The 21,718-nt window shown below is 72.2% G+C and carries 18 protein-coding genes and 1 pseudogene; 10 read left to right on the top strand and 9 right to left on the bottom strand.

What is annotated here, in order from left to right:
- Positions 1-305: pseudogene (locus tag QCD68_RS13225) on the top strand (hypothetical protein); the annotation flags it as partial.
- A 102-nt stretch (positions 306-407) separates the two neighbouring features.
- Here the strand turns inward: QCD68_RS13225 and QCD68_RS13220 are convergent.
- Entirely contained in the window at positions 408-1,013 is a 606-nt protein-coding gene (locus tag QCD68_RS13220) for a J-domain-containing protein (RefSeq protein ID WP_301223329.1), read from the bottom strand.
- A 92-nt stretch (positions 1,014-1,105) separates the two neighbouring features.
- Between QCD68_RS13220 and QCD68_RS13215 the strand changes: the two genes are divergently transcribed.
- Positions 1,106-2,167 (top strand): sodium:calcium antiporter, encoded by a 1,062-nt coding sequence (locus QCD68_RS13215; RefSeq protein WP_301223328.1) that lies wholly within the window; start codon positions 1,106-1,108, stop codon positions 2,165-2,167.
- A gap of 3 nt (positions 2,168-2,170) precedes the next feature.
- Here the strand turns inward: QCD68_RS13215 and QCD68_RS13210 are convergent, their stop codons facing one another.
- A complete protein-coding gene (locus tag QCD68_RS13210; RefSeq protein ID WP_301223327.1) occupies positions 2,171-4,003 on the bottom strand; it encodes a glycoside hydrolase family 15 protein in 1,833 nt (610 codons plus the stop codon).
- Between the two features lie 172 nt (positions 4,004-4,175).
- Between QCD68_RS13210 and QCD68_RS13205 the strand changes: the two genes are divergently transcribed.
- A complete protein-coding gene (locus QCD68_RS13205) occupies positions 4,176-5,342 on the top strand; it encodes an RtcB family protein (protein WP_301223326.1) in 1,167 nt (388 codons plus the stop codon).
- 84 nt (positions 5,343-5,426) lie between these two features.
- On the opposite strand, the gene QCD68_RS13200 is transcribed toward QCD68_RS13205, so the two are convergent.
- Complete coding sequence (locus QCD68_RS13200) at positions 5,427-5,849, bottom strand: hypothetical protein (RefSeq protein ID WP_301223325.1); 423 nt, start codon at positions 5,847-5,849, stop codon at positions 5,427-5,429.
- 48 nt (positions 5,850-5,897) lie between these two features.
- A complete protein-coding gene (locus tag QCD68_RS13195) occupies positions 5,898-6,371 on the bottom strand; it encodes a hypothetical protein (RefSeq protein WP_301223324.1) in 474 nt (157 codons plus the stop codon).
- A gap of 142 nt (positions 6,372-6,513) precedes the next feature.
- Between QCD68_RS13195 and QCD68_RS13190 the strand changes: the two genes are divergently transcribed.
- The 5 genes from QCD68_RS13190 (at position 6,514) to QCD68_RS13170 (ending at position 13,555) form a co-directional block, all read left to right on the top strand.
- On the top strand, positions 6,514-7,371 hold the full coding sequence (locus QCD68_RS13190) for a DUF1206 domain-containing protein (RefSeq protein ID WP_301223323.1): 858 nt from the start codon (positions 6,514-6,516) through the stop codon (positions 7,369-7,371).
- Between the two features lie 157 nt (positions 7,372-7,528).
- The gene (locus QCD68_RS13185) at positions 7,529-9,076 is read left to right on the top strand and encodes a GAF domain-containing serine/threonine-protein kinase (RefSeq protein WP_301223322.1); all 1,548 of its coding nucleotides are present in this window, start codon (positions 7,529-7,531) and stop codon (positions 9,074-9,076) included.
- 55 nt (positions 9,077-9,131) lie between these two features.
- Positions 9,132-11,477 (top strand): maltose alpha-D-glucosyltransferase, encoded by a 2,346-nt coding sequence (gene treS / locus QCD68_RS13180; protein WP_301223330.1) that lies wholly within the window; start codon positions 9,132-9,134, stop codon positions 11,475-11,477.
- Positions 11,478-11,481: 4 nt separating this feature from the next.
- Positions 11,482-12,357 carry an SMP-30/gluconolactonase/LRE family protein gene (locus QCD68_RS13175; RefSeq protein WP_301223321.1) on the top strand — a complete coding sequence of 292 codons (876 nt, stop codon included), beginning with the start codon at positions 11,482-11,484 and terminating at the stop codon, positions 12,355-12,357.
- A gap of 91 nt (positions 12,358-12,448) precedes the next feature.
- Positions 12,449-13,555 carry an alpha/beta fold hydrolase gene (locus tag QCD68_RS13170; protein ID WP_301223320.1) on the top strand — a complete coding sequence of 369 codons (1,107 nt, stop codon included), beginning with the start codon at positions 12,449-12,451 and terminating at the stop codon, positions 13,553-13,555.
- A 155-nt stretch (positions 13,556-13,710) separates the two neighbouring features.
- On the opposite strand, the gene QCD68_RS13165 is transcribed toward QCD68_RS13170, so the two are convergent.
- From QCD68_RS13165 to QCD68_RS13145, 5 genes are all read right to left on the bottom strand, one after another.
- Complete coding sequence (locus QCD68_RS13165) at positions 13,711-14,907, bottom strand: NAD(P)/FAD-dependent oxidoreductase (RefSeq protein WP_301223319.1); 1,197 nt, start codon at positions 14,905-14,907, stop codon at positions 13,711-13,713.
- A 10-nt stretch (positions 14,908-14,917) separates the two neighbouring features.
- Positions 14,918-15,718 (bottom strand): SDR family NAD(P)-dependent oxidoreductase, encoded by an 801-nt coding sequence (locus QCD68_RS13160; RefSeq protein WP_290158300.1) that lies wholly within the window; start codon positions 15,716-15,718, stop codon positions 14,918-14,920.
- 14 nt (positions 15,719-15,732) lie between these two features.
- On the bottom strand, positions 15,733-16,239 hold the full coding sequence (locus QCD68_RS13155; RefSeq protein WP_253466624.1) for a Dps family protein: 507 nt from the start codon (positions 16,237-16,239) through the stop codon (positions 15,733-15,735).
- A 152-nt stretch (positions 16,240-16,391) separates the two neighbouring features.
- Positions 16,392-16,907, bottom strand: a complete 516-nt coding sequence (locus QCD68_RS13150; protein ID WP_221849859.1) for a MarR family winged helix-turn-helix transcriptional regulator — start codon at positions 16,905-16,907, stop codon at positions 16,392-16,394.
- A 152-nt stretch (positions 16,908-17,059) separates the two neighbouring features.
- A complete protein-coding gene (locus tag QCD68_RS13145; protein ID WP_301223318.1) occupies positions 17,060-17,617 on the bottom strand; it encodes an NADPH-dependent FMN reductase in 558 nt (185 codons plus the stop codon).
- Positions 17,618-17,745: 128 nt separating this feature from the next.
- Here QCD68_RS13145 and QCD68_RS13140 point away from each other — a divergent pair, with 128 nt between their 5' ends.
- Positions 17,746-19,386, top strand: coding sequence for a glycoside hydrolase family 13 protein (locus QCD68_RS13140; RefSeq protein ID WP_301223317.1), 1,641 nt, complete (start codon positions 17,746-17,748; stop codon positions 19,384-19,386).
- Between the two features lie 141 nt (positions 19,387-19,527).
- Positions 19,528-21,657 carry a hypothetical protein gene (locus QCD68_RS13135; protein ID WP_301223316.1) on the top strand — a complete coding sequence of 710 codons (2,130 nt, stop codon included), beginning with the start codon at positions 19,528-19,530 and terminating at the stop codon, positions 21,655-21,657.
- Positions 21,658-21,718: the final 61 nt, after the last annotated feature.

Genomic DNA, 21,718 nt, shown 5'->3' with positions numbered 1-21,718 from the left:
TGACCCTCAAGGCCGGCGACACCACCGTCACGCTCGAGAACTTCGTCGTGAACCCGGGCTCCTCGAAGCTCTCCGGTGACGTCCTCGTCAACGGCAAGGTCGCCGTCGCCAACGCCTACCTGTTCTCCCTCCACGGCGGCACGCTGAAGCCGCTCCAGCTCGAGGGCGACAACGCGATCCTCACCGGCACCACCGTCCACATCTCCGACGACGCCGCGAAGCTGCTCAACAGCACCTTCAAGACCGACGCCGTCAAGGGCGGCCTGCTCGTCGGCACCGCCACCATCACCGCCCAGATCAAGTAACACCTGACCTGACGCACCACGAGAACGCCGCCCCGGCACAACCGGAGCGGCGTTCTCGCGTGTCCGGACCAGCCGCCTCCCGGTCGGGAGGCGCGGGTCACCTCACCCGCGGCGGCGCCACCACCGGTGCGGTCGGGTCCCGGCCGCCTGCGCGGCCGCAGCCGACGCGGCGGCCGCGGCACGGGCCTCCCGGCGGTCCCGCCAGCGGGCGACCTCGACCTCGACGTCCCGCATCGGCGTGACCACCGGCGGTCCGCCGAGCAGCTGGCGGCGGGCCTCCTTCACGCGGGCGTTGAAGTCCACCAGGACGTCGCGGACGTCGGACTCCACTGAGAGTGCGTCCAGGTGGTCGTCGAGCTCGGCGTCCTCGGTGCGCAGGGCGAGGGCCGGCGGCGCGATCCCGCGGATGTCCTCACGCTCGATCTTCGACTTGATCCACCAGTCCGGGTCGTGCTGCCCGTCGATCCCCGGCAGCGGCTTGCCGTGGTACGGATTGCCCTCGAACACCCCGCGGCGCTCGGCTTCGGCGATCCGTGCCCGGGCGTGCGCGGCGACGTCGGCGGCCTTGAGCAGCTGCCGTTCCTCGCGCTCCGCACGGACCTCGTCCGGGTCGAGCGAACCCCGCTCGACCTCGCTGTCCACGAGCTGCTGGTACCGGTACCGCGCGGCCTTCCGCAGGCGGTCCATCCGGGCGTCGACGTCGTTCATCGTCCGTCCATGATGCCCCGGGCACCCGTCAGGGGCACCCAGCGGCCCCGGACCGGAGACGGACCCAGCCGTCGGGGTCCATCGTCACCCTCGTGGAATCCCTGCCCCTCTGGTTGCTCGTCCTGGTCTTCGTCGCGGGTGCCGCCGTGATCTGGATCGCCGGCATCCAACTGTCCAAGACGACCGACGTCCTCGACTCCCGCCTGCACCTCGGCAGTGCGCTCGGCGGGCTCATCGTGCTGGCCGTCGCGACGAACCTGCCCGAGATCGCCATCACCGTCAGCGCCGGACTGTCCGGGTCGATCGAGGTCGCCGCGGGCAACATCCTCGGTGGCATCGCCCTGCAGACCGTCGTGATCGCCGTGCTCGACGCGTTCGGCAAGCGCGGGAAGGGCGTCAAGCCGATCACGTACCGCGCGGCGTCGCTGACCCTGGTGCTCGAAGCGGTCGTCGTCGTCGCCGTGCTCGCCGTCGTGATCGCCGGCAGTCAGCTGCCGCCGGACCTGGTCGTCGCCCGACTGACGCCGGACGTGGTGCTCATCGCGGTGATCTGGGTGATCGGGCTGTTCCTGGTGCAGCGCGCGAGCAAGGGCCTGCCGTGGCACGAGAGCGGTCATGCCCCGGACGCCAGCCCGCACGCCTCCGGGCACCGGACCCGCAAGCAGGACACCGAGCCGATGAGCACGCGGAAGGCGGTGGTCGTCTTCGCGGTGTCCGCCCTCGCGACCCTCGTCGCCGGTGTCGTGCTCGAACGCGCCGGGGACGCGGCGTCGAGTCAGATCGGGCTGTCGGGCGTGCTCTTCGGGGCGACCGTCCTGGCCCTCGCGACGAGCCTGCCGGAGATCTCCACGGGCCTCCAGGCCGTCAAGCAGGGTGACGACAACCTGGCGGTCTCCGACATCTTCGGCGGCAACGCCTTCCTGCCGGTGCTGTTCCTCGTCGCCACCGTGCTGTCCGGCAAGGCGGTGCTGCCGCAGGCGAACGCCAGCGACGTGTACCTGACCGCCCTCGCCGCGCTGCTGACCCTGGTCTACGCGGTGGGACTGGTGTTCCGGCCGCAGCGTCGCATCATCGGGATGGGCGTCGACTCGTTCGTCGTCGTCGTGATGTACCTGGTCGGCGTCGCGGGTCTGGTCGCGATCTCCCTGGCCTGAGGGTCAGTCCTCGTCGGCACCGTCCTCAGCGGTGACCTCTTCGATCGTCAGCGCCGCCTGGATGAGCGCCAGGTGCGACAGCCCCTGCGGGATGTTGCCCATGAACTCGCCGCCCTCGCTGATCATCTCGCTGAACAGGCCGACCTCGTTCGCCTGGTCGACCATCTCGTCCATCAGGTGGCGTGCGTCGTCGTGGCGGCCGACGCAGGCCATCGCCGCGGCCAGCCAGAACGAGCAGGCGACGAACGGGGACTCCTCGTCCTCGATGCCCGAGTAGCGGTAGACGAGCGGGCCGCGCTGCAGCTGCTCCTCGATGGCCCGGATCGTCGACTCCATCCGGGGTCCCCGGTCGAAGGCCGACATGGCGTGCAGCAGGATCGAGGTGTCCAGGGCGTCGGACCCCGGGTACATGACGTAGTACCCGCGTTCCTCGTCCCAGCCGTTGTCGCTGACCCACTGCTCGATCAGCTCGCGGTTCTCGATCCACTTGTCCCGCGGGCCGTCGATCATGCCGGCGTCGTGCAGTTCCGCCGCGGCGTCGAGTGCCTGCCAGCAACCGATCTTGCTCGACACGTAGTGCTGGGTGTCCTCGAGCTCCCACATGCCGGAGTCCGCTTCCTCCCAGCGGTGGCAGGCGTCGTCAGCGAGCTGCTGCAGCACCTTCGCGGTCTTCCGGTCCAGGACGTTGCCGGCACGGACGTACTGACGCATGATCTCGAAGACGTCGCCCCAGACACCGAGCTGCAGCTGGTTGCCCGCGCGGTTGCCGACCGTGACCGGGCCGATGCCCTGCCACCCGGGGACGTCGCGCTCCTCGACCTCGTCGGTCTTCGAGCCGTCGAGCCGGTAGAAGATCGGCATCGTCTCGTCGTGGTCGGCGATGGTCCGCATCACCCACGAGACGGCCGCGTGGGTCTCCTCGCGCAGGCCGAAGCGGGTCAGCGCGTGCACCGTGTAGGACAGGTCGCGCACCCAGGCGAAGCGGTAGTCCCAGTTCTTGCCGCCGGTCCGGTCCTCCGGGAGGCTCGTGGTCGGGGCCGCCGCGATGGCGCCGGTCGGCGAGTAGATGAGCAGCTTCAGTGCCAGGGCGCTCCGCTGAACCGCCTCGGCCCAGGGCCCGTCGTACGAGAACTCCGACGACCACTGCGACCAGTTCTCGATGGTGCGGTCGATGCCCGCCGTCGTGCGCTCCGGTTCGGGCATGAAGATCGGTTCGTCGTGCGTGCCGACGATCGTCAGGATGTGCTTCGAGCCCTCGGTGGTGTCGAAGCGGCCGGAGAACCGGGGACCGTCGTCGTGCACCGGGTCGAAGCCCTGCTCGACGATGGCGATGGTGACCCCGTCGATGCCGATCACGGTGCCGTTGGCGGTGTCCAGGCGCTTCGGCTCGGCGGTGTTGAGCAGCGTGCCGGGCACGACCGCCCACTCCATCTCGACCGAACCACGCACGCCCTGCACGCAGCGGCCGATCTCGGCCCAGGGCAGGCGTCCGGCGACACCGGTCACCATGGCGTCCGTGACGGTGACCTGGCCGGACGGCGTGGTCCAGGTCGTGACCAGGACGTTCGTCCCCGGCAGGTACTGCCGCTCGACCTCGGCGCCGCCGTCGGCCGGGCGCAGGGCGATGTGTCCGCCGTGCTCGGCGTCGACGATGCTCGCGAACACCGGGGGTGAGTCCATGCCGGGGATCGGCAGCCAGTCGATGCGGCCGTCGCGGGCGATGAGCGCCACGGTCCGACCGTCGCCGATCGCGCCGTAGGAGCGGAGCGGGACGTACCCGTCGGTGCGCTCCTCGTTCTCGGTGGCGTCGGGGGTGTCCCGTGTCCGTTCGGTCATGGCTCCATCGTGCCCGCACCGGCTCGACGTGCCGCGCACGGCACGTACCCCGGCCGTGCGCGGCGGGGCCGGGCCGTGCCGGCTTGCGTCCGGTGCCGCGACCGCGCTACGGTGCTCGGTTCTGCCCGGACGGGCGGACCGTCACCACGACGTCGTCCGACAGGGACCCACCATGCAGAAGATCACCAACCGACTCCTCTCCTGGGCATCGCTGCTCGAGGAGCAGACCGAACAGCAGGCGCGCACGACCTCCCGGATGCCCTTCGTGTTCCCGCACCTCGCGCTGATGCCCGACGCCCACCTCGGGCTCGGCGCCACCGTCGGGTCCGTCATCCCCACCCTCGGCGCGGTCATGCCCGCGGCCGTCGGGGTCGACATCGGCTGCGGGATGATCGCCGTCCGCACCCAGTTCTCGAGCGCCGACCTGCCCGAGGACCTGCGACCGCTCCGCGAGGCGATCGAGCGGGCGATCCCGCTGTCCGCCGGGGCGACGAACCAGACCGTCGTCGCGACCGCGGCACCGCGGATCGCGGAACTCGAGGCGCTGGCCGTCGAAGCCGGCTTCGACCCCGCGGAGGTGCTCGGCGGCTGGCGGAACCAGCTCGGCACGCTCGGTTCCGGCAACCACTTCATCGAGGTCTCCCTCGACGAGGAGGACCGCGTCTGGCTGTTCCTGCACTCCGGATCCCGCGGGGTCGGCAACAGGATCGCCCAGCGACACATCGCGGTGGCCAAGGAGGCGATGGAGCGGTGGTGGATCGAGCTGCCGGACCCCGACCTGGCCTACCTCGTCGAGGGCACGCCCGAGTTCGACCGGTACATCGCCGAACTGGGGTGGGCGCAGCACTTCGCCCTGCTCAACCGCGAGGAGATGATGGACCGTGTCGTCCGGCAGCTCGCCGAGGTCGTGGACACCGAGGTGCAGGAACTCGAGCGCATCAACTGCCACCACAACTTCACGCAGCGGGAGACGCACTGGGGCAAGTCGGTGTGGGTGTCCCGGAAGGGGGCGATCCAGGCCACGGCCGGGCAGCCGGGGCTGATCCCGGGCTCGATGGGCACGGCGTCGTACGTGGTCGAGGGGCGGGGGAACAAGCCGTCGCTCGAGTCGTCACCGCACGGGGCCGGCCGCTCGTACTCGCGGTCGGCGGCACGTCGGACCTTCACGCACGAGCAGCTGCGCGAGGCGATGGCGGGCATCGAGTACCGGGACACCGATGCGTTCCTCGACGAGATCCCGGCGGCCTACAAGCCGATCGACCAGGTGATGGCGGACGCGGCCGACCTCGTCACGGTGCGGCACACGCTGCGGCAGATCGTGAACGTGAAGGGGGACTGACCCGGCGGGACGACGGACGGGAGGCGCGGGCCGACTGTGCCCGCACCTCCCGTCCGTCACCGGGTGGCCCCGGTCCCTGGTGGGTCAGGACACCGGGACGGCACCCCAGGCTGCCTGGTAGCTCTTCGCGAAGATGTTCGCGGTGACGCGCTTGCCGATCTGGAGGCTGTAGTCGCCCACGTTCGCCGCCGCGACGGTCACGTGGAAGGCGCCCGTGGCGTCGGTCTTGCCGACCGCCTGGTACCCGGCACCGGCGGCGATCTCGATGTCCTTGTTCGCGAACGCGGACTTGCCGGTGACGGTGATGACGCCGTCGTGGATGGTGCTCGAGGTGATCTCCAGCTTGCCGCCGGAGAACACGTGCGCGCCGATGCCGGTGGTGACCGTGCTGCTCGACGTGGTCGGCGACGGCTGGACGGCCGCGTTCGCCGCGGTCGAGGCGACGAGCGGGGCGCCGAGCGCGAGGGCGAGGCCGGCGGCGGCGACGAGGGTGGTGGACTTCTTCATGTGTGGTGCTTCCTGTTGCTGGAGGACGGGGGGGGGGGGAATCGGGGCTCAGTACTCGACGACGTAGAACGTGCGGGACCCCGAGCGGTTGCCCTGGTCGTCCGTGGCGAAGAGGCGGTACTCGCCGTACCCGTCGTCCTGCGGGACGGTCACCTGCAGCTGGCCGCGAGCGCCCTGTCCGGCGACGCTGAACGTGGCCACCTCGCGCCACTCGCCGTCGATGCGCTGCTCGGTGTGCACGAGGCCGCCGGCGCCGGGGACGAGGACCTCGGCGGTGTGCGAGGCTCCGTGCCCGTCGACGGTGAAGAGGTCGGCGTCAGCGCCCTCGTCGTCGTTGGTGGACTCGGCCCAGGCGCCGTCGACGGTCCGGACGAAGGGCGTGAAGAGGGTCTGGGTCTGCGCGGCGGACACGGACGACGGGGCGGACACGGTCGCGGCGGTGGCCGGGATCGAGGCGACGAGCGGGGCGCCGAGGGCGAGGACGAGACCGGCGGCGGCCGCGAGGGTGGTGCGCTTCTGCATGGTGCTCCTGAGAGACAGTGGACGACACCGTCGGGTGTCGCGACGGTCCCGCAAGCGTCCGCTATCCCACTGAACACATTCCGCGTGTGATATCACAGCAGGTGCTCGGACAGGACGGCCAGGAGCGGGCAAGCTCGGACCCGTGACCGACACAGCCCAGGACGCAGCCCGAGAGACCGGACGACAGGCGCGCCGTGTCGCCGACAGCCGCTGGTTCGAGACCACGGCCCGCGCGGGCTTCGTCGGGACGGGCGTCGTGCACCTGCTCATCGGCTACCTCGCCGTCCTGCTCGGCATCGGCAACGCCACCGCCGGCAGCGGTGCGCAGGGATCGCAGTCCGGCGACACCGACCAGTCCGGTGCGCTCGCGCAGATCGCGTCCGTCCCCGGCGGCGTGTTCCTGCTCTGGGTCGTCGCGATCGGCACCGCCGCACTGACCGTCCGCCTGGTCGTCGAGGCCGTCGTCGGCGGACGGACCGACGACGCCCGTGCCTGGCTCGCCCGGGCGAAGAACGCCGGCAAGGCGGTCGTCTACGGCGCCATCGCCTACTCGTCGGCCAGCTACGCGCTCGGTGCCGGCAAGAGCTCCACCGGTTCGAGCCGCAGCGCTGCGGCGACCGCCCTGGCCACGCCCGGCGGCGTCGTCCTGCTGGTGCTCGTCGGCGCGGTGGCGGTCGCCATCGGGGTCGGCCTCGTCGTGATCGGCGTGCGCGGCTCGTGGAAGAAGCACCTCCGGCCGCAGCCGGAGTCCGTGCGCCGGACCGTGGCCGTGCTCGCCACGCTCGGCTACGTCGCGAAGGGGATCGCCGTGGTCATCGTCGGCGTCCTCATCGCCGTCGCCGGCATCCGCAGCGACCCGGACCAGGCGACCGGGCTCGACGGGGCGTTCGACGCGCTCCGGTCGATGCCGGGCGGTTCCGTCGTGCTCGTCGTGGTCGGACTCGGCTTCGCGGCCTTCGGGCTCTACAGCTTCGTCCGCGCCCGGTACGCGCGCATCTGAGCGATCGGCATCCGGTCACGACGCGCGGTCCCGATCGCGCAGAGGGGATGGTGGCGGCCCGCGACGCCCCGGCGATGCGAAGATGCATCGTCGCGTCGGGGACACGCCCGATGAGTCGTCACGCCACGCGCGACGCCCCCACCGAAGACGAGGAAGCATGGCCCCGACGGACGCACCCCGGGAGCACGCCGGACTGCTGGCCGGCCGGTACCGGCTCGAGCAGGTCATCGGCCGAGGCGGCATGTCCGTCGTGCACCACGCCTGGGACGAGAGCCTGGACCGCCCCGTCGCCGTGAAGCTCTTCCACCCGGGCATCGTCGACATCGCCCGCCAGGAGGCCGAGCAGGGCGTCCTGGCAGCGCTCGACCACCACAACCTCGTCAGCTTGCTCGACGCCGGGGTGGTCGAGGACCAGCACGGGTCGCTGCAGCGCTTCATCGTGATGGCGCTCGTGCACGGCCAGGACCTCGAAGAGCGGCTGGCGCTCGGGCCCCTCGCGTCCCGGCACATCGCCGAGATCGGCTACGACATGGCCGAGGCGCTCGACTACATCCACGCGCAGGGCGTCGTGCACCGGGACATCAAGCCGTCGAACATCCTGCTGGTCGACTACGGCAACGGCTCCGACCGGGCACGCGCACGGCTCACCGACTTCGGCATCGCGCTGGCCGCCGGCGTCGAACGGCTCACCGCGGACGGCGTCACGACCGGCACGGCCGCCTACCTCAGCCCCGAGCAGGCCCGCGGCGCGGAGGTCGGTCCGGCGAGCGACGTCTACTCGCTCGGCCTGGTGCTGCTGCAGTGCTTCACCCGGCGGCGTGAGTTCCCCGGGTCGCTCGTCGAGTCCGCCCTCGCCCGGCTGTCCCGCGACCCGGTCGTGCCCGAGCCCCTGCCGGAGCACTGGAAGCACGCCCTCGCCGCGATGACGGCGCAGGACCCGCGCGACCGCCCGGTGGGTGCCGACCTGGTCGCGCTCCTCCGCCACGTCGTGATCACCGACACCGCGGAGGCTCCTCCCGCCGACCCGACGTCGGCCGGCGTCGCGCACGGGCCCGGGTCCGACACCGTCGGCTCGGCCACGTCGTCGCCCGCAGCCGGTCCCGTCACCGGTGGGGGCACCTCCAGGCCGACACCGGGCGAGCCCCGGACCGACGCGTCGCGACCGGCGACCCTGGACGTGCTGCCCGAGGAGGCGCTGCAGCGGACCACCAAGATGGCCGCGCGCCTGTTCGACGCCCCGATCGCCCTCATCGAGGTGCTGGACGAGGACCGCGAGTGGTCCCAGTCGTACGTCGCCGACGGTGTCGACAAGTCCGCACGGAGCATCAGCTTCCGGAACGGCTTCGCGCCGGTGCCGGTGCCGGTCGTGATCCCGGACGGGTCCACGCACCCGGAGATGCGGAACAGCCCGCTCGTCACCGGACCGCTCGGCATCCGGTTCTACGTCAGTGTCCCGCTGGTCCGCCACGACGGCGTCGCCGTCGGCACGCTCGCCGTGCTCGACTCCCGACCCCGGACGGCCGACGAGGCGGACATGGCGAACCTGCGCGACCTCGCCGCGCTCGCCGTGACCCAGCTCGAACTGCGCCAGGAGTCCCTGCGCACCACGAGCGACTCGGTGCCGATCCTCCGCACCGGGCAGGGCGCCCACGCGGCTCCGGTGACCGACGGCGGTGCCGCTGCCGGATCCGAACACGCCGTCTGAGTCCCGCACCCGGCACCCTCCCCGGGGACGCGTGACTAGCGTGTGGGGCGTGGACATGGACGACGACGCACCCCGGACCGACGAGCGGATCGCTGACGAGTACCTGACCGGCGAGCGGCTGCCCGTCGGCGGTGTCCCGGAGCAGGGCGAGGAACCCGGCGACGCCGCCGTGGACGAGGACGAGGCGACCCCGGTCGCCCCCGACATCACCTACGACGAGCAGCTCTACCCGGCCCGCCCGCGTCGCCTGCGGCCGCGGGTGAACCTGCGCGGCGGCAGCCTGCAGCGCCGGTTCTCGGACCCGCGTGCCGCCAACGGCGAGAACCCGGCCTACATCGAGTGGCTCGTCCGGCAGTCGATGCTCAAGGACGCCGACGTCCTCAGCCGCCAGCTCTCCGGCACGCCGGCCATGTGGCGGAACCCCTACGCCCGGCCGGACGCCCGCCGTGCGGTGTCGACCTCGGACGTGTGGTTCACCGCGTACCCGATCTCGCTCATCACCCGCGACGGCGAGTCGTTCCTGACGGCGCTCGCCGACCCGCAGCTGTGGTCCGCGTTCGAGCGCATCGGCATCAACGGCGTGCACACCGGCCCGGTCAAGCGTGCCGGTGGCATCCGCGGCTGGCAGGAGACCCCGAGCGTCGACGGCCACTTCGACCGGATCGGGACCCAGATCGACCCGACCTTCGGTGACGAGGAGACCTTCCAGCGGATGACCGACGTCGCCGAGGAACACGGCGGCAGCATCATCGACGACATCGTGCCGGGCCACACCGGCAAGGGTGCCGACTTCCGGCTGGCCGAGATGGCCTTCAAGGACTACCCCGGGATCTACCACATGGTCGAGATCCCGCCGGAGGAGTGGCACCTGCTGCCCACCGTGCCCGAGCACCGCGACTCGGTGAACCTCGACCCGGCGACCGAGTCCGCCCTGGCCGAACGCGGCTACATCATCGGCGAGCTGCAGCGCGTGATCTTCCACCAGCCCGGCGTCAAGGAGACGAACTGGAGCGTCACCGCGCCGGTCGTCGGCGTCGACGGCACCACCCGGCGCTGGGTGTACCTGCACTACTTCAAGGAGGGGCAGCCGTCGGTCAACTGGCTCGACCCGACCTTCGCCGGCATGCGCCTGGTGATCGGCGACGCCCTGCACTCGCTCGGCGACCTCGGCACCAGCGCGCTCCGACTCGACGCGAACGGGTTCCTCGGCGTCGAGAAGAGCGCGGAGGGCGCACCCGGTTGGTCGGAGGGCCACCCGCTCTCACACGCGGCGAACCACGTCATCGCCGGGATGGTCCGGAAGGTCGGCGGCTTCACCTTCCAGGAGCTGAACCTGACGATCGAGGACATCCGCGACACCGGGGCCGTCGGCGCCGACCTGTCGTACGACTTCATCAACCGGCCCGCGTACCACCACGCCCTGGCCACCGGGGACACCGAGTTCCTCCGCCTGACGCTCCGCACCTCGCTCGAACTCGGGGTCGAGCCGGTCAGCCTGGTGCACGGCATGCAGAACCACGACGAGCTCACCTACGAGCTCGTGCACTGGGCGACCCTGCACCAGGACGACCTCTACACGTTCCACGGTGAGGAGACCCGGGGCGGGGCGCTCGCCGAACGCATCCGCGCCGACCTCACCGCGGCGCTGACCGGCGACGCGGCGGACTACAACCTGGTCTTCACGACGAACGGCATCGCCTGCACGACGGCCTCGCTCATCGCCGCGACGCAGGGGCACACCACCCTCGATGCCGTCACCGACGAGCACGTGCCGCAGATCCGCGACGCCCACCTGCTGCTCGCCGCGTTCAACGCCTGGCAGCCCGGCGTCTTCGCGATGTCCGGCTGGGACCTGCTCGGATCACTGACGGTGCCGCAGGAGACCGTGGCGGACCTCATCGCCGAGGGCGACACCCGGTGGATCGAGCGCGGCGCCCACGACCTGCTCGGCGTCGCACCGGACACCGAGCGTTCGGCGTCGGGCATGCCCCGGGCCCGGTCGCTCTACGGCCCGCTGCCGGAACAGCTCGAGTCGCCCGACTCGTTCGCGTCCCGCCTGGGCGAACTGCTGCGGGTGCGGACCGAGTACGGCATCGCCTCGGCCCGACAGGTCGACGTCCCCGAGGTCGCCCACCGCGGGATGCTCGTGATGGTGCACGAACTCGAGTCCACCGACGAGACGGGCGAGCCGGTCGTGCAGATCACCGTGCTCAACATGACCGACACCCCGTTGGACGGCACCATCCGGTCCGAGTCGCTGCCGCACGGGGCGACGGTGGTCGACGCCACGGACCACAGCGAGCTCGGCACCGTCGACGACCTGTGCAGCTTCCCGCTCCGCATCGACGCGTACGGTTCGCGGTTCCTGGTGCTCCGCCGGAACGTCGAGCAGGGGGCCTGAGACCGTGACGGCGAGCGCGACCTCCGGCCCCGCCCGGGTGTTCAGCGACGTCCGGGCGACCCTGGCGGAGAGCATCGTCTGGGACCCGGCGCAGGGGGTCGGCCGCTGGGTCGACATCCCGAACGGCACGCTGACCACCGCGGACGCCGACGGTCGGGTGCTGCAGACCACGCAGCTCGATCCGCCCCTGCCGTCGTTCCAGCCGCGTGCCGGAGGTGGCTTCATCGCCGCCCAGGACGACACCGTCGTGCTGACCGATGCCGACGGACACGTCGAACGCGAACTGGCCGGTGTCACGCACGCCGACGACGAGATGCGTTTCAACGAGGGCAAGTGCGATCCGTTCGGCCGGTTCCTGGTCGGCAGCATGGACCCGACCGACGGGCCGCCGGCCGGCGCGCTCTACGCCTTCTCGGCGGACGGGTCGGTCGCGGTGCTGCGGAGCGGGTTCGGCACCACCAACGGCATGGAGTGGAACGACGACGGCTCCGAGATGTACGTGACGGACACCGACACGAACACGGTCTACCGGGCCTCCTACGGACCCGACGGTCTGCTCGGCGACCTCGAGCCGTTCGTCGACGGTGCCGCACACGACGGACTCGTCCGCGACGACGAGGGCTGCTTCTGGGGCGCGATCTACGGCGAGAGCAAGGTCGACCGGTACGGCCCGGACGGAGCGCACCTCGAGACGGTGGAGATCCCGGCGCCGAACGTGACCTCGGTGGCGTTCGGCGGGACGGACATGTCCCTGCTGCTCGTCGGGACCGCGCGGGAGGACCTGACCGAGGACCAGCTGGCACGCTCCCCGCACTCCGGCTCGGTGTTCGCGGTGCCGACTCGCGTGCACGGACGCCCGGCGTTCCCCTTCGCCGGCTGAGGGTCCTGCCGGGCTGGCGACGCGCGCCGCGGCCGGAGCGGAGGACGCCCGCGGTAGCCTGGGCGACCGCCAGCCACCGCGAGGAGCGCCCATGAACGACGAACACCACCCGGGTCACCCCGTCCCGACCGGCGCCCCCGACCCGGCCGGCGAACTCGCCCAGGCCGAGGACGCCGACGTCGAGGTCCGCGTCGACCGCATCGCCGTCGACCACACCTACGTGCGCGTCAGCTCGATCGGCGAGCCCGGTGAGCGCGCGTTCGTCCTGGTCGCGGGGCTCGGCATCGCGTCGACGTACTACGAGCGGCTGGCCCCGCACCTCAACGAGAACGGCCCGGTGCACGCGCTCGACCTGCCCGGTTTCGCGGGGGTCCCGCGGTTTCGCGGCGGCGTGTCCATCGAGCGGTACGCCGACGCCGTCGAGAAGGTCATCGACGACCTCCGCCTGCACGACCCGGTGCTCATCGGCCACTCGATGGGGACGCAGGTCGTCGTCGAGGTCGCAGCCCGCCGCCCGGACATCTCTGACCTGGTGCTCATCAGCCCGGTCCTCGACCCGGCCGCGCGGTCGATCCCGAAGGCCGCGCTCCGCTTCCTCCGGTCCGCCGTGCACGAGCCCGCCGCGGTCCGCTGGCACGCGGTCACCGCGTACGCGCTCTGCGGGTGGCACTGGTTCCGCAAGGTCCTGCCGAAGATGATCGCCTACCCGATCGAGGACCGCGTCGCCGACGTCCGGGCGCACACCCTGGTCGTCCGCGGCGAGCACGACGCACTCGTGCCGCGCTCGTGGGTCCGGCAGCTCGCCCGCGCCCTGCCCTACGGCGTGCTCCGCGAGATCGTCGACGGCGCACACTCGGTCATGCACGCCCAGGCCGACGCGGTGGCGCAGCTCGCCGTCGCCCACGTCGACGGTCGGTTGCCCGACCGCGGGGTCTCGTCGTTGCAGCGGGTCCGGGACGACTCCACCGCGACGGACCTGGACCGCCTCGGTGCGACCGACCGCTGGCTGGTCGTGAAGTCGCGGTTCATGGAGGTGTTCGGCATGGCGAAGGGCGACGACGAGCAGCTCGAGGCCGCCAAGTCCGCGCACGCGGTCGCGATGGCCGACCACGACGGCATCCCGGTCGACCCGGACGAGCGTGACGAGGTCGTCGACACGGTCGCGCCGGAGCGCGGCGGGGACCGACGTCCCTTCTGACCACGGCCGTCGGGCGGACGGACTGGAGGCCCGCGACCGGTTCCGCAGAACCGGGCACGAGCCTCCAGTCGGTCACCGCCGGATCCGGCGGACGACCCTGACCGGACGACTGAGCCTGGTCGACCGGCTGAGCGTGGTCGACCGGCTGAGGGCGATCAGTCAGCGCTGATGAGGCCGGGCAGCGCGTCCGGCGTCAGCGCGTGCGCCTCCGCCAGCACCTTCCGGGCCTCGTCGGTCTTGCCGGAGACGTTCCAGAGCAGCACACCGGCGACCAGGTCGTCGTCGCCCAGGTGGTAGACGACACCGGTGACGTTCGGCTCGGCCCAGTCCTCGACGGTGCGGAGCGACGAGGACACGACGCCGACGGCCTCGTACCCGAGGTCGAAGACGTTCGAGTAGAACATCGGCGTGTGGTCGTAGGTCTCGCCGGCGCCGGCCAGGTTGCGGCCCGCCTGCCGGCCCTGCTGCTGGGCGTTGTCGACGTGCTCGACGCGGCGGGTGCCGAGCAGCCGGTCCGGGTAGGACGCGACGTCCCCGGCGGCGAAGACGGCGGGGTCGTCGGTGACGAGCGTCGACGACACCGTGATGCCGTCGTCGACCGCCAGACCGGCGTCCTCGGCGAGCTGCGTCGCGGGCTCGATGCCGAGGCCCGCCACGGCGGCGTCCGCCGTGATCGTGGAACCGTCGTCGAGCGTGAGCGTGACGCCGTCCGCGGTCTCCTCGCCGGACTCGACGCGGCGGCCGGTGCGGACCTCCACGCCGGCGTCGACGAAGCGCTGCTGGAAGGCGGCGGCGAGGCCGGCCGGGAACATGTGGCCACCGAGCACGTCGTCCGGGGTGACGAGCGTGACGCGGGCACCGTTCTGGACGAGCCCGGCCGCGACCTCGGTGCCGATGTAGCTGCCGCCGACGACGACCACGTGGGCGTTCGCGTCGGCGTGCCGGCGGAGCGTGCGGTAGTCGGCGGCGCTGCGGTAGCTGAGCACGCGGTCGGACGGCGCGAGCCCGGGCAGGTCACGCGGGTGGCCGCCGGTCGCCAGGAGCAGCCGCTCGTAGCCGACGACGGTGCCGTCGTCGGTCGTGACGGTCTTCGCGCCCCGGTCGATCGACGCGACCCGGGTGCCCAGGACGAAGGTCGCCCCGGTCTCCTCGGTGTGCAGGTCGACCTTGTCGTCCCAGCTGAAGTCCGGGTCGGTCCAGAGCTTCTTGGACAGTGCCGGGCGCGCGTAGGGGCGGTCGACGTCCTCGCTGATGATCCCGATCGAGCCGTCGGGGTCGAGCTCGCGGATGCCGCGGGCAGCGGAGTCGGCGACCATCCCGCCGCCGACGATGAGGTAGCGGTGGTCGGTCATGGTTCCTCCGTCAGATGGTGGCGACCGAGCCGGAGTCGACGCGGTAGTTCGAGCCGTTCACGAAGCTGGCGAGCTCGGAGCACAGGAACGCGACGACGTTCGCGACCTCTTCCGGCTCACCGCGACGCTTGAGTTCCATGTACGGACGCTGCTCGTCGAGGAAGCTCGAGATCGCCTCGTCGAACGAGGTGCCGAGCTGCTTCGACCGCTTGTCCATCATGGCGTCGGTCATCGGGGTGTGGATGAACGCGGGGGAGACCGTGTTCACGAGCAGCCCCTCCTCCGCGTACGAGCGCGACAGGCCCTTGGCGAACGAGAGCACTCCGGCCTTGGCGGCGCAGTAGGGCAGCTCGTCGTCGTACGGCTGCGAGGCGTCCTCGGACACCAGGTAGACGATCCGACCCCAGCCGCCGTTCCGGAGGTCCGCGATGAACTCGCGGGTGATCCGGACCGGGCCCATCAGGTCGACGTCGAGCGTCTCCTGCCAGCCGGCTTCGTCGATCTCGTGGAACATGCCCTGGGCGCCGGTGACACCGGAGGACTGCACCAGGATGTCGATCTCGCCGACGGCGTCCCGCACCTTCTCGTGCAGCGCGGCGAGGCTCTCGGCGCTGCGGACGTCCGCGGCGAACGCGTGCAGTCTGCCGACCGGCGCTTCGAGCTGGTCGGCGCTGGTGTCGAGCCGACTCTGGTCGAGGTCGGTGACGACCACGGTCGCACCCTCCGCCAGGAGGATGCGTGCCGTGTTCCAGCCGATGCCGGAGTCACCACCGAAGACGAGTGCGGTCTTGCCCTGGATCCCGAGGTCCACGTGCGACCCGCGGCTCAGGAGTGCGCGGACGCTTCGGCGGTCGCCGGGCTGGTCGCGGCGGCGAGCGGCGTGCGCGGCGTGCGGTTCTCGGCGGAGACCATCCAGGCGAGCTGCTCGAGGCGCTCGATGAAGCCGTGCAGCAGGTCGGCGGTCGTCGGGTCTTCCTCGTCGACCTCGTCGTGCACGTCGCGCATGGTGCCGGTGGCCTGGTACAGGCGGAGGGTCACCAGGTCGATCGCGTCGTGCGTGGCGACCTCGCCCTCGGGGAACGCGTCGAGGTGGCTGGTCGCGGAGACCGTGGCCGAGCGGCCGTCCGGCACGGCGTACAGCGCACGCATGCGCTCCGCGGTGTCGTCGGCGAACTCACGGGCGGCGTCGACGATCTCGTCGAGCTGCAGGTGGAGGTCACGGAAGTTGGTGCCGAGGATGTTCCAGTGGGCCTGCTTGCCCTGCAGGTGCAGGTCGATGAGGTCGACGAGGACCTTCTGCAGGTTGGCGGCGAGCTTGTCCGATGCGTGCATGTGACGACTCCTTCTTCGCGGGACCGGCCCGTCACGGGCCCGACCCTTCGCTGGACTGACCACTCCGGTCTACGCGCTCCGCGGCGGGGTCTTCCCAGTGGGTGTCGAGGAACCGTCCCCCGGCAGTGGTCGAGCGACTATGTGGTCCGTCGTCAGTGCGCGACGACGGGCGGGTCGACCTGGTCGACGGCGACGCGCATCTCCTCGAGGAACATCGCGACCACCCGGGCGTCGGTCGCGGACAGGCCCTCGGCGATCTGCATCATGCGGCGGTGCATGATGCCGAGCGTGGCCCGGACCTCGGCGTCGGTCTCGACGGTCGGCACGATGATGAGCCCGCGTCGGTCGGTGGGGTGCGGCTCACGACGGACGTGCCCGCTCTTGACCAGGCGGTCGACCAGGATCGTCGTCGACGCGGACGAGATCCTGAGGTACGCGGACAGGTCCTTCGGGCTGACCGAACGGCCCGCGCGCTGGGCCTGCAGCAGGTGACGGACGGCGAGCAGGTCGGTCTCGCCCATGCCCATCGAGTCGCGGGTGCGGCGGCGCATCGCCGTCTCGGAGGCCCGGTAGCGACGCAGGGCGTTCAGCACGGCGACACCGCGCTGGGTGGCGTCGTCGTCCGGGAACCAGTAGCCGGACGGCTCCGTGATCTCCTGCGTCGTCATCGGATGATGATAAGCCGTCAGGTGACCAGGCTGTCGAGTGGTGCGGCCGGAGTGCGGTCCCGGGGACGCGACGGACGGGTCGTGTCGGTTCGGGCCCGACGCGGTTCCGGGGGTGCGCCGCGACGCCGTGCGTCGCTCGGCGCCGGGCGTCGTTACGCGGCGACCGGCTCGGCGGCTGCGTCGGCCAGCGCGGTCAGGGCGCCGCGGACGAGGCCGACGACCTCTTCGTCTTCACGCGGGTGCGTCTCGGCGAAACGGACGACGGACTGCGGGATCGCGACCTTGACGTCCTCCAGGACCTTCGCGCCCGCGATGCCTGCGGCCTTGCGGGCGTCGTCGTGTGCCCAGACGCCGCCGTACTGGCCGAAGGCCGAACCGATGACGGCGAGCGGCTTGCCGGAGATCGGCGAGGCACCGAACGGACGCGAGGCCCAGTCGAGCGCGTTCTTCAGCACGGCCGGCATCGTGCCGTTGTACTCGGGCGTGACGAGCAGGACGCCGTCGGCGTCGGCGATGGCCCGGCGGAACGCGACCGCGGCCTCGGGCGGGGTGTCACCGTCGATGTCCTCGTTGTAGAAGGGCAGGTCGACGATGCCGTCGAAGACCGAGAGCTCGATGCCCTCCGGAGCGTGCTGGACGGCTGCCTCGGTGAGCTGGCGGTTGATGGATCCGGCGCGGAGGCTTCCCACGAGCGCGACGATCTGGGTCATGGCGTTCCTTCCTGACAGTGATGGTTTCAGCGACAACCAATGGTTCGGGCGTCGGATTCCCCCGCCGACGAGGCGGGCGTGTCACGGGCCTCCCGCCGTGCGGAGCCGCCGTCGGTAGTGTCGGCGACGTGACCCCGAGACGTACGCCGAGCGACACGCCCCGCACCCCCGACCCGAACTGGTGGCGGCAGGCCGTCGTCTACCAGGTCTACCCGCGCAGCTTCGCGGACTCCGACGCGGACGGCATCGGCGACATCGCCGGTGTCACCAGCCGGGTGCCGTACCTGTCCGAGCTCGGCGTCGACGCGATCTGGCTGTCGCCGTTCTACCCCTCGCCCCTCGCCGACGGTGGGTACGACGTCGCCGACTACCGCGACGTCGACCCCAAGCTCGGCTCGCTCGACCGGATCGACGAGCTCATCCACGCGGCGCACGCGCACGACCTCCGCGTCGTCGTCGACCTGGTGCCGAACCACACCTCGGACCAGCACGAGTGGTTCCGCGCCGCGCTCGCCGCCGCTCCCGGTTCCCCGGAACGGGCCCGCTACGTGTTCCGCGAGGGCGCCGGACCGGACGGCGAGCAGCCGCCGAGCGACTGGGTCTCCAACTTCGGCGGCAGCGCCTGGACCCGCGTGCCCGACGGCCAGTGGTACCTGCACCTGTTCGCGCCCGAGCAGCCCGACCTGGACTGGACGAACCCGGAGGTCCACCAGGACTTCGAGCACACCCTGCGCTTCTGGTCCGACCGCGGCGTCGACGGGTTCCGGGTGGACGTCGCACACGGGCTCGCGAAGGACCTGTCGGAGCCGTACCGCCCGTCGAACGAGCAGGACCTGCCGCTCGACGGCTCGGACCCGCTGTACGACCGCGACGAGGTGCACGAGATCTTCGCCGCCTGGCGGAAGGTGCTCAACGGCTACACGCCGCCCCGCGCAGCGATCGCCGAGGCCTGGGCACCCGCGCCCCGACGGGTGTTGTACGCCCGGCCGACCGAGCTCGGACAGGCCTTCAACTTCGACCTGCTCGAGGCACCGTTCGATGCGACCGAGTTCCGCACGCTCATCGCGCAGAACCTCGAGGGTGCGGCGACGTCCGGCGGCTCGAGCACGTGGGTGCTGTCCAACCACGACGTCGTCCGGCACGCCACCCGGTACGGACTGCCCGACGGCACCGACACCGACGAGTGGCTGATGTCCGACGGGGAGACCCCGCCGCTCGACCGGGATGGCGGACTCCGACGCGCGCGGGCGGCGACCCTGCTCGTCCTCGCGCTGCCGGGCTCGTCGTACGTCTACCAGGGCGAGGAACTCGGCCTGCACGAGGCGCCCGCCATCCCGCACGACCAGCTGCAGGACCCGAAGTGGCTCCGCACCGGGCACACGGTCAAGGGCCGGGACGGCTGCCGTGTGCCGATCCCGTGGACCGAGGACGGGCCGTCGTTCGGCTTCGGCGACGCCGCACCGCACCTGCCGCAGCCGTCGGACTTCGGCGCGTCGAGCGTCGAGGCCGAGGACCGCGTGCCCGGCTCGACGCTGTCGTTCTACCGCGAGGCGCTGTCCGCCCGCAGCCGTCTGCAGCAGGGCGAGGAGCTCGAGTGGATCGAGACGGCGTCGCCCGAGGTCGTCGCGTTCGCGCGGCACGACGGGTGGCGGTCGTACACGAACTTCGGGCCTGCGCCGGTGCCGATGCCCGAGGGTGCGGTCGTCGTGACGTCGGCCCCGCTGACGGACGGCGAGCTGCCCGGGTACACGACGGTCTGGGTGGCGTAGCCGATCCAGTCCTGCCCCGGTTCCGCCGGTCGGGCCGTCGGTGCCCCGGGCTTCCCTGCACAGTCGGGAGGCCCGGGGCATCGCTCCACAGGTCGGCCTCCGGTCCGCTCGTGCGGGCGTCTCGATCGCGACGATCGTGGCATGACACACGACACGAAACGCCCCCGACCACCCGCCGTCGCCACCCGGGGTGCCCCTCCCGGCAGGCGGCGGCGGCTCCCACGATGGGGTGCCGCCACCGCGGTCCTCGTCGCCCTGGCCGCGGCGACCCCGCTCGGCGCCGAGGCACCGGCGGCCGCGGACGACCTCGCCTTCCCGTTCTCGACCGGGTTCGCGACCGCCGCCGGCGGGACCCTCAGCGGTGACGCCCGCATCGTCGACGGACGCCTCCGCCTGACGGACGCCGTCTTCCGGGCCGCCGGTGCTTGGGCGATGGACGACTCGTTCCCGTCGGACCGGGGGCTCGACATCGAGTTCGACTACGCGATGTACACGCCGGACGTGCAGGGGGCCGACGGCCTGCTGCTGTCCCTGGCGGACGGTTCGGTGCCGCCCGGCGTCGGGGCCTTCGGCTCGGCCCTCGGGTACTCGTGCCGCGACGAGGTGTCGCAGGGGCAGTCCACCTGCACGCTGCCCGGCCTGCCTGGGGCCTTCGCCGCCATCGCGCTCGACCAGTACGGCAACTTCTCGTTGCCGTTCAACGACAGCGGCCCCGGTCGGACCCCGGAGACCGTCACCGTCCGCGGCTCCGGCAACGGGCTGACCGGGTACCGGTTCGTCCAGCACGCCGAGATCGCCGGCGGCGTCGCGACCGGCACCCGGACCACGCGGAAGGTCCACGTGGTCCTGCAGCCCGAGGACGACGGCCTGACCGTCACCGTCCAGCTGTCCGCTGCCGGCGGCGAGCTCCGGACCGTGCTCGACCACGTGCAGCTGGCGGGCCCGGGTCAGGCGCCGCTGCCGGCGACGCTCCGCCTGGGCTTCACCGGGGGCACCGGCTCGTTCCGGAGTGTGCACGAGGTCGACGCCCTCCGGGTGGCGGCACCCGCGGACCTCCGCATCGAGCACGACATGCCACCCGTCGTCGCCGGGGACCGCGTCCGCTACACGGTGACCGCGTCGAACGTCGGCGGCAACGCGTCCGATCCCAGCGCCGTCACCGTCGACGTCCCCGACCAGCTGCGGGACGTCCGGTGGACCTGCAGCGTGCCGGGGCCGTCGACCTGTCGTGAAGCCTCCGGCACCGGGGACGTCGCCACCGCGGTCGCCCTCGAGCGTGGTGCCGCGGCGACGTTCACGATCGAGGGGCTGCTCGACCCCGGCGCCTCCGGTCAGATCGAGAGCGCCGCGCGGATCGCCGCCGCCCCGGGGTTGTCCGACACGAACCCGGCGGACAACACCTCGCGGGCTGCGGCGCCCGTGACGGCGATCGCCCAGGTGACGACGGGGAAGAGCGTCAGCCCGGAGCGGGTCTCGCCTGGCGACGAGGTCGAGTACACCGTCACCGCACGGAATGCCGGCCCGTCGACGGCACGTGACGTCGGGGCGGTCGACGACCTGCCGGCACAGCTGGCCTTCGTCGACTCGGGCGGCTCGGGCGGTGTCTGCTCGTCGGCGGGGCAGCGGGTGACCTGTAGTGGCGGCGGGGACCTGGAGCCCGGGCAGGAGCACGCCTTCCGGTTCCGGGCACGGCTCGACCCGGGGTACGCGGGCGACGGGTCGGACGTGGTGAACGTCGCGACGGCGACCTCGCCCACCGATCCGGACGGCGGTGAGCAGTCGCCGGAGGTCCCGATCAAGACGATCGACCCTGGTGACCCTGGTGACCCTGGTGACCCTGGTGACCCTGGTGACCCTGGTGACTCGGGTGACCCGGGCGATCCGGGCGATCCGGACGGGCCGGGCGCGACGGCGACACCGAGTCCGACGGCGACACCGAGCGCCAGCGCTGTGCCCGGCGGCGCGGGCGATGCGGGCGGCGCGGACACCGGGGGAGCCGGGTCCGGGAACGGCGGCCCCGGGGACGCGACGCCACCGCGCACGGGGGCGCTCGCCTACACGGGCGCGCAGGGCCTCGCGCTCACGGGCCTCGTCGCCCTCCTGCTCGCCGGTGCCGGGACGACCGTGTGGCTGCACCGTCGTCGGTCTCACGACGGAGCGGACCCGGCGCCGCAGAGTCGGGGGCCAGTGACGGCCGAGGGTGCCACGGCGGACTCCTCGGTCGGAGCGGGCCTGTTCGCTGACCTGGCCGGACCGACCGGACACAGGTAGCCGGACGGGGGGGGGGGGGGGGGGGGGGCCCCCCCCCCCCCCCCCCCCCCCCCCCCCCCCC

The sequence above is a fragment of the Curtobacterium sp. PsM8 genome (assembly GCF_030433875.1).
Lineage (GTDB): Bacteria > Actinomycetota > Actinomycetes > Actinomycetales > Microbacteriaceae > Curtobacterium.
The sequence above is the reverse complement of the archived record's forward strand: the minus strand, read 5'-3'. Positions and strand labels throughout refer to the sequence as shown.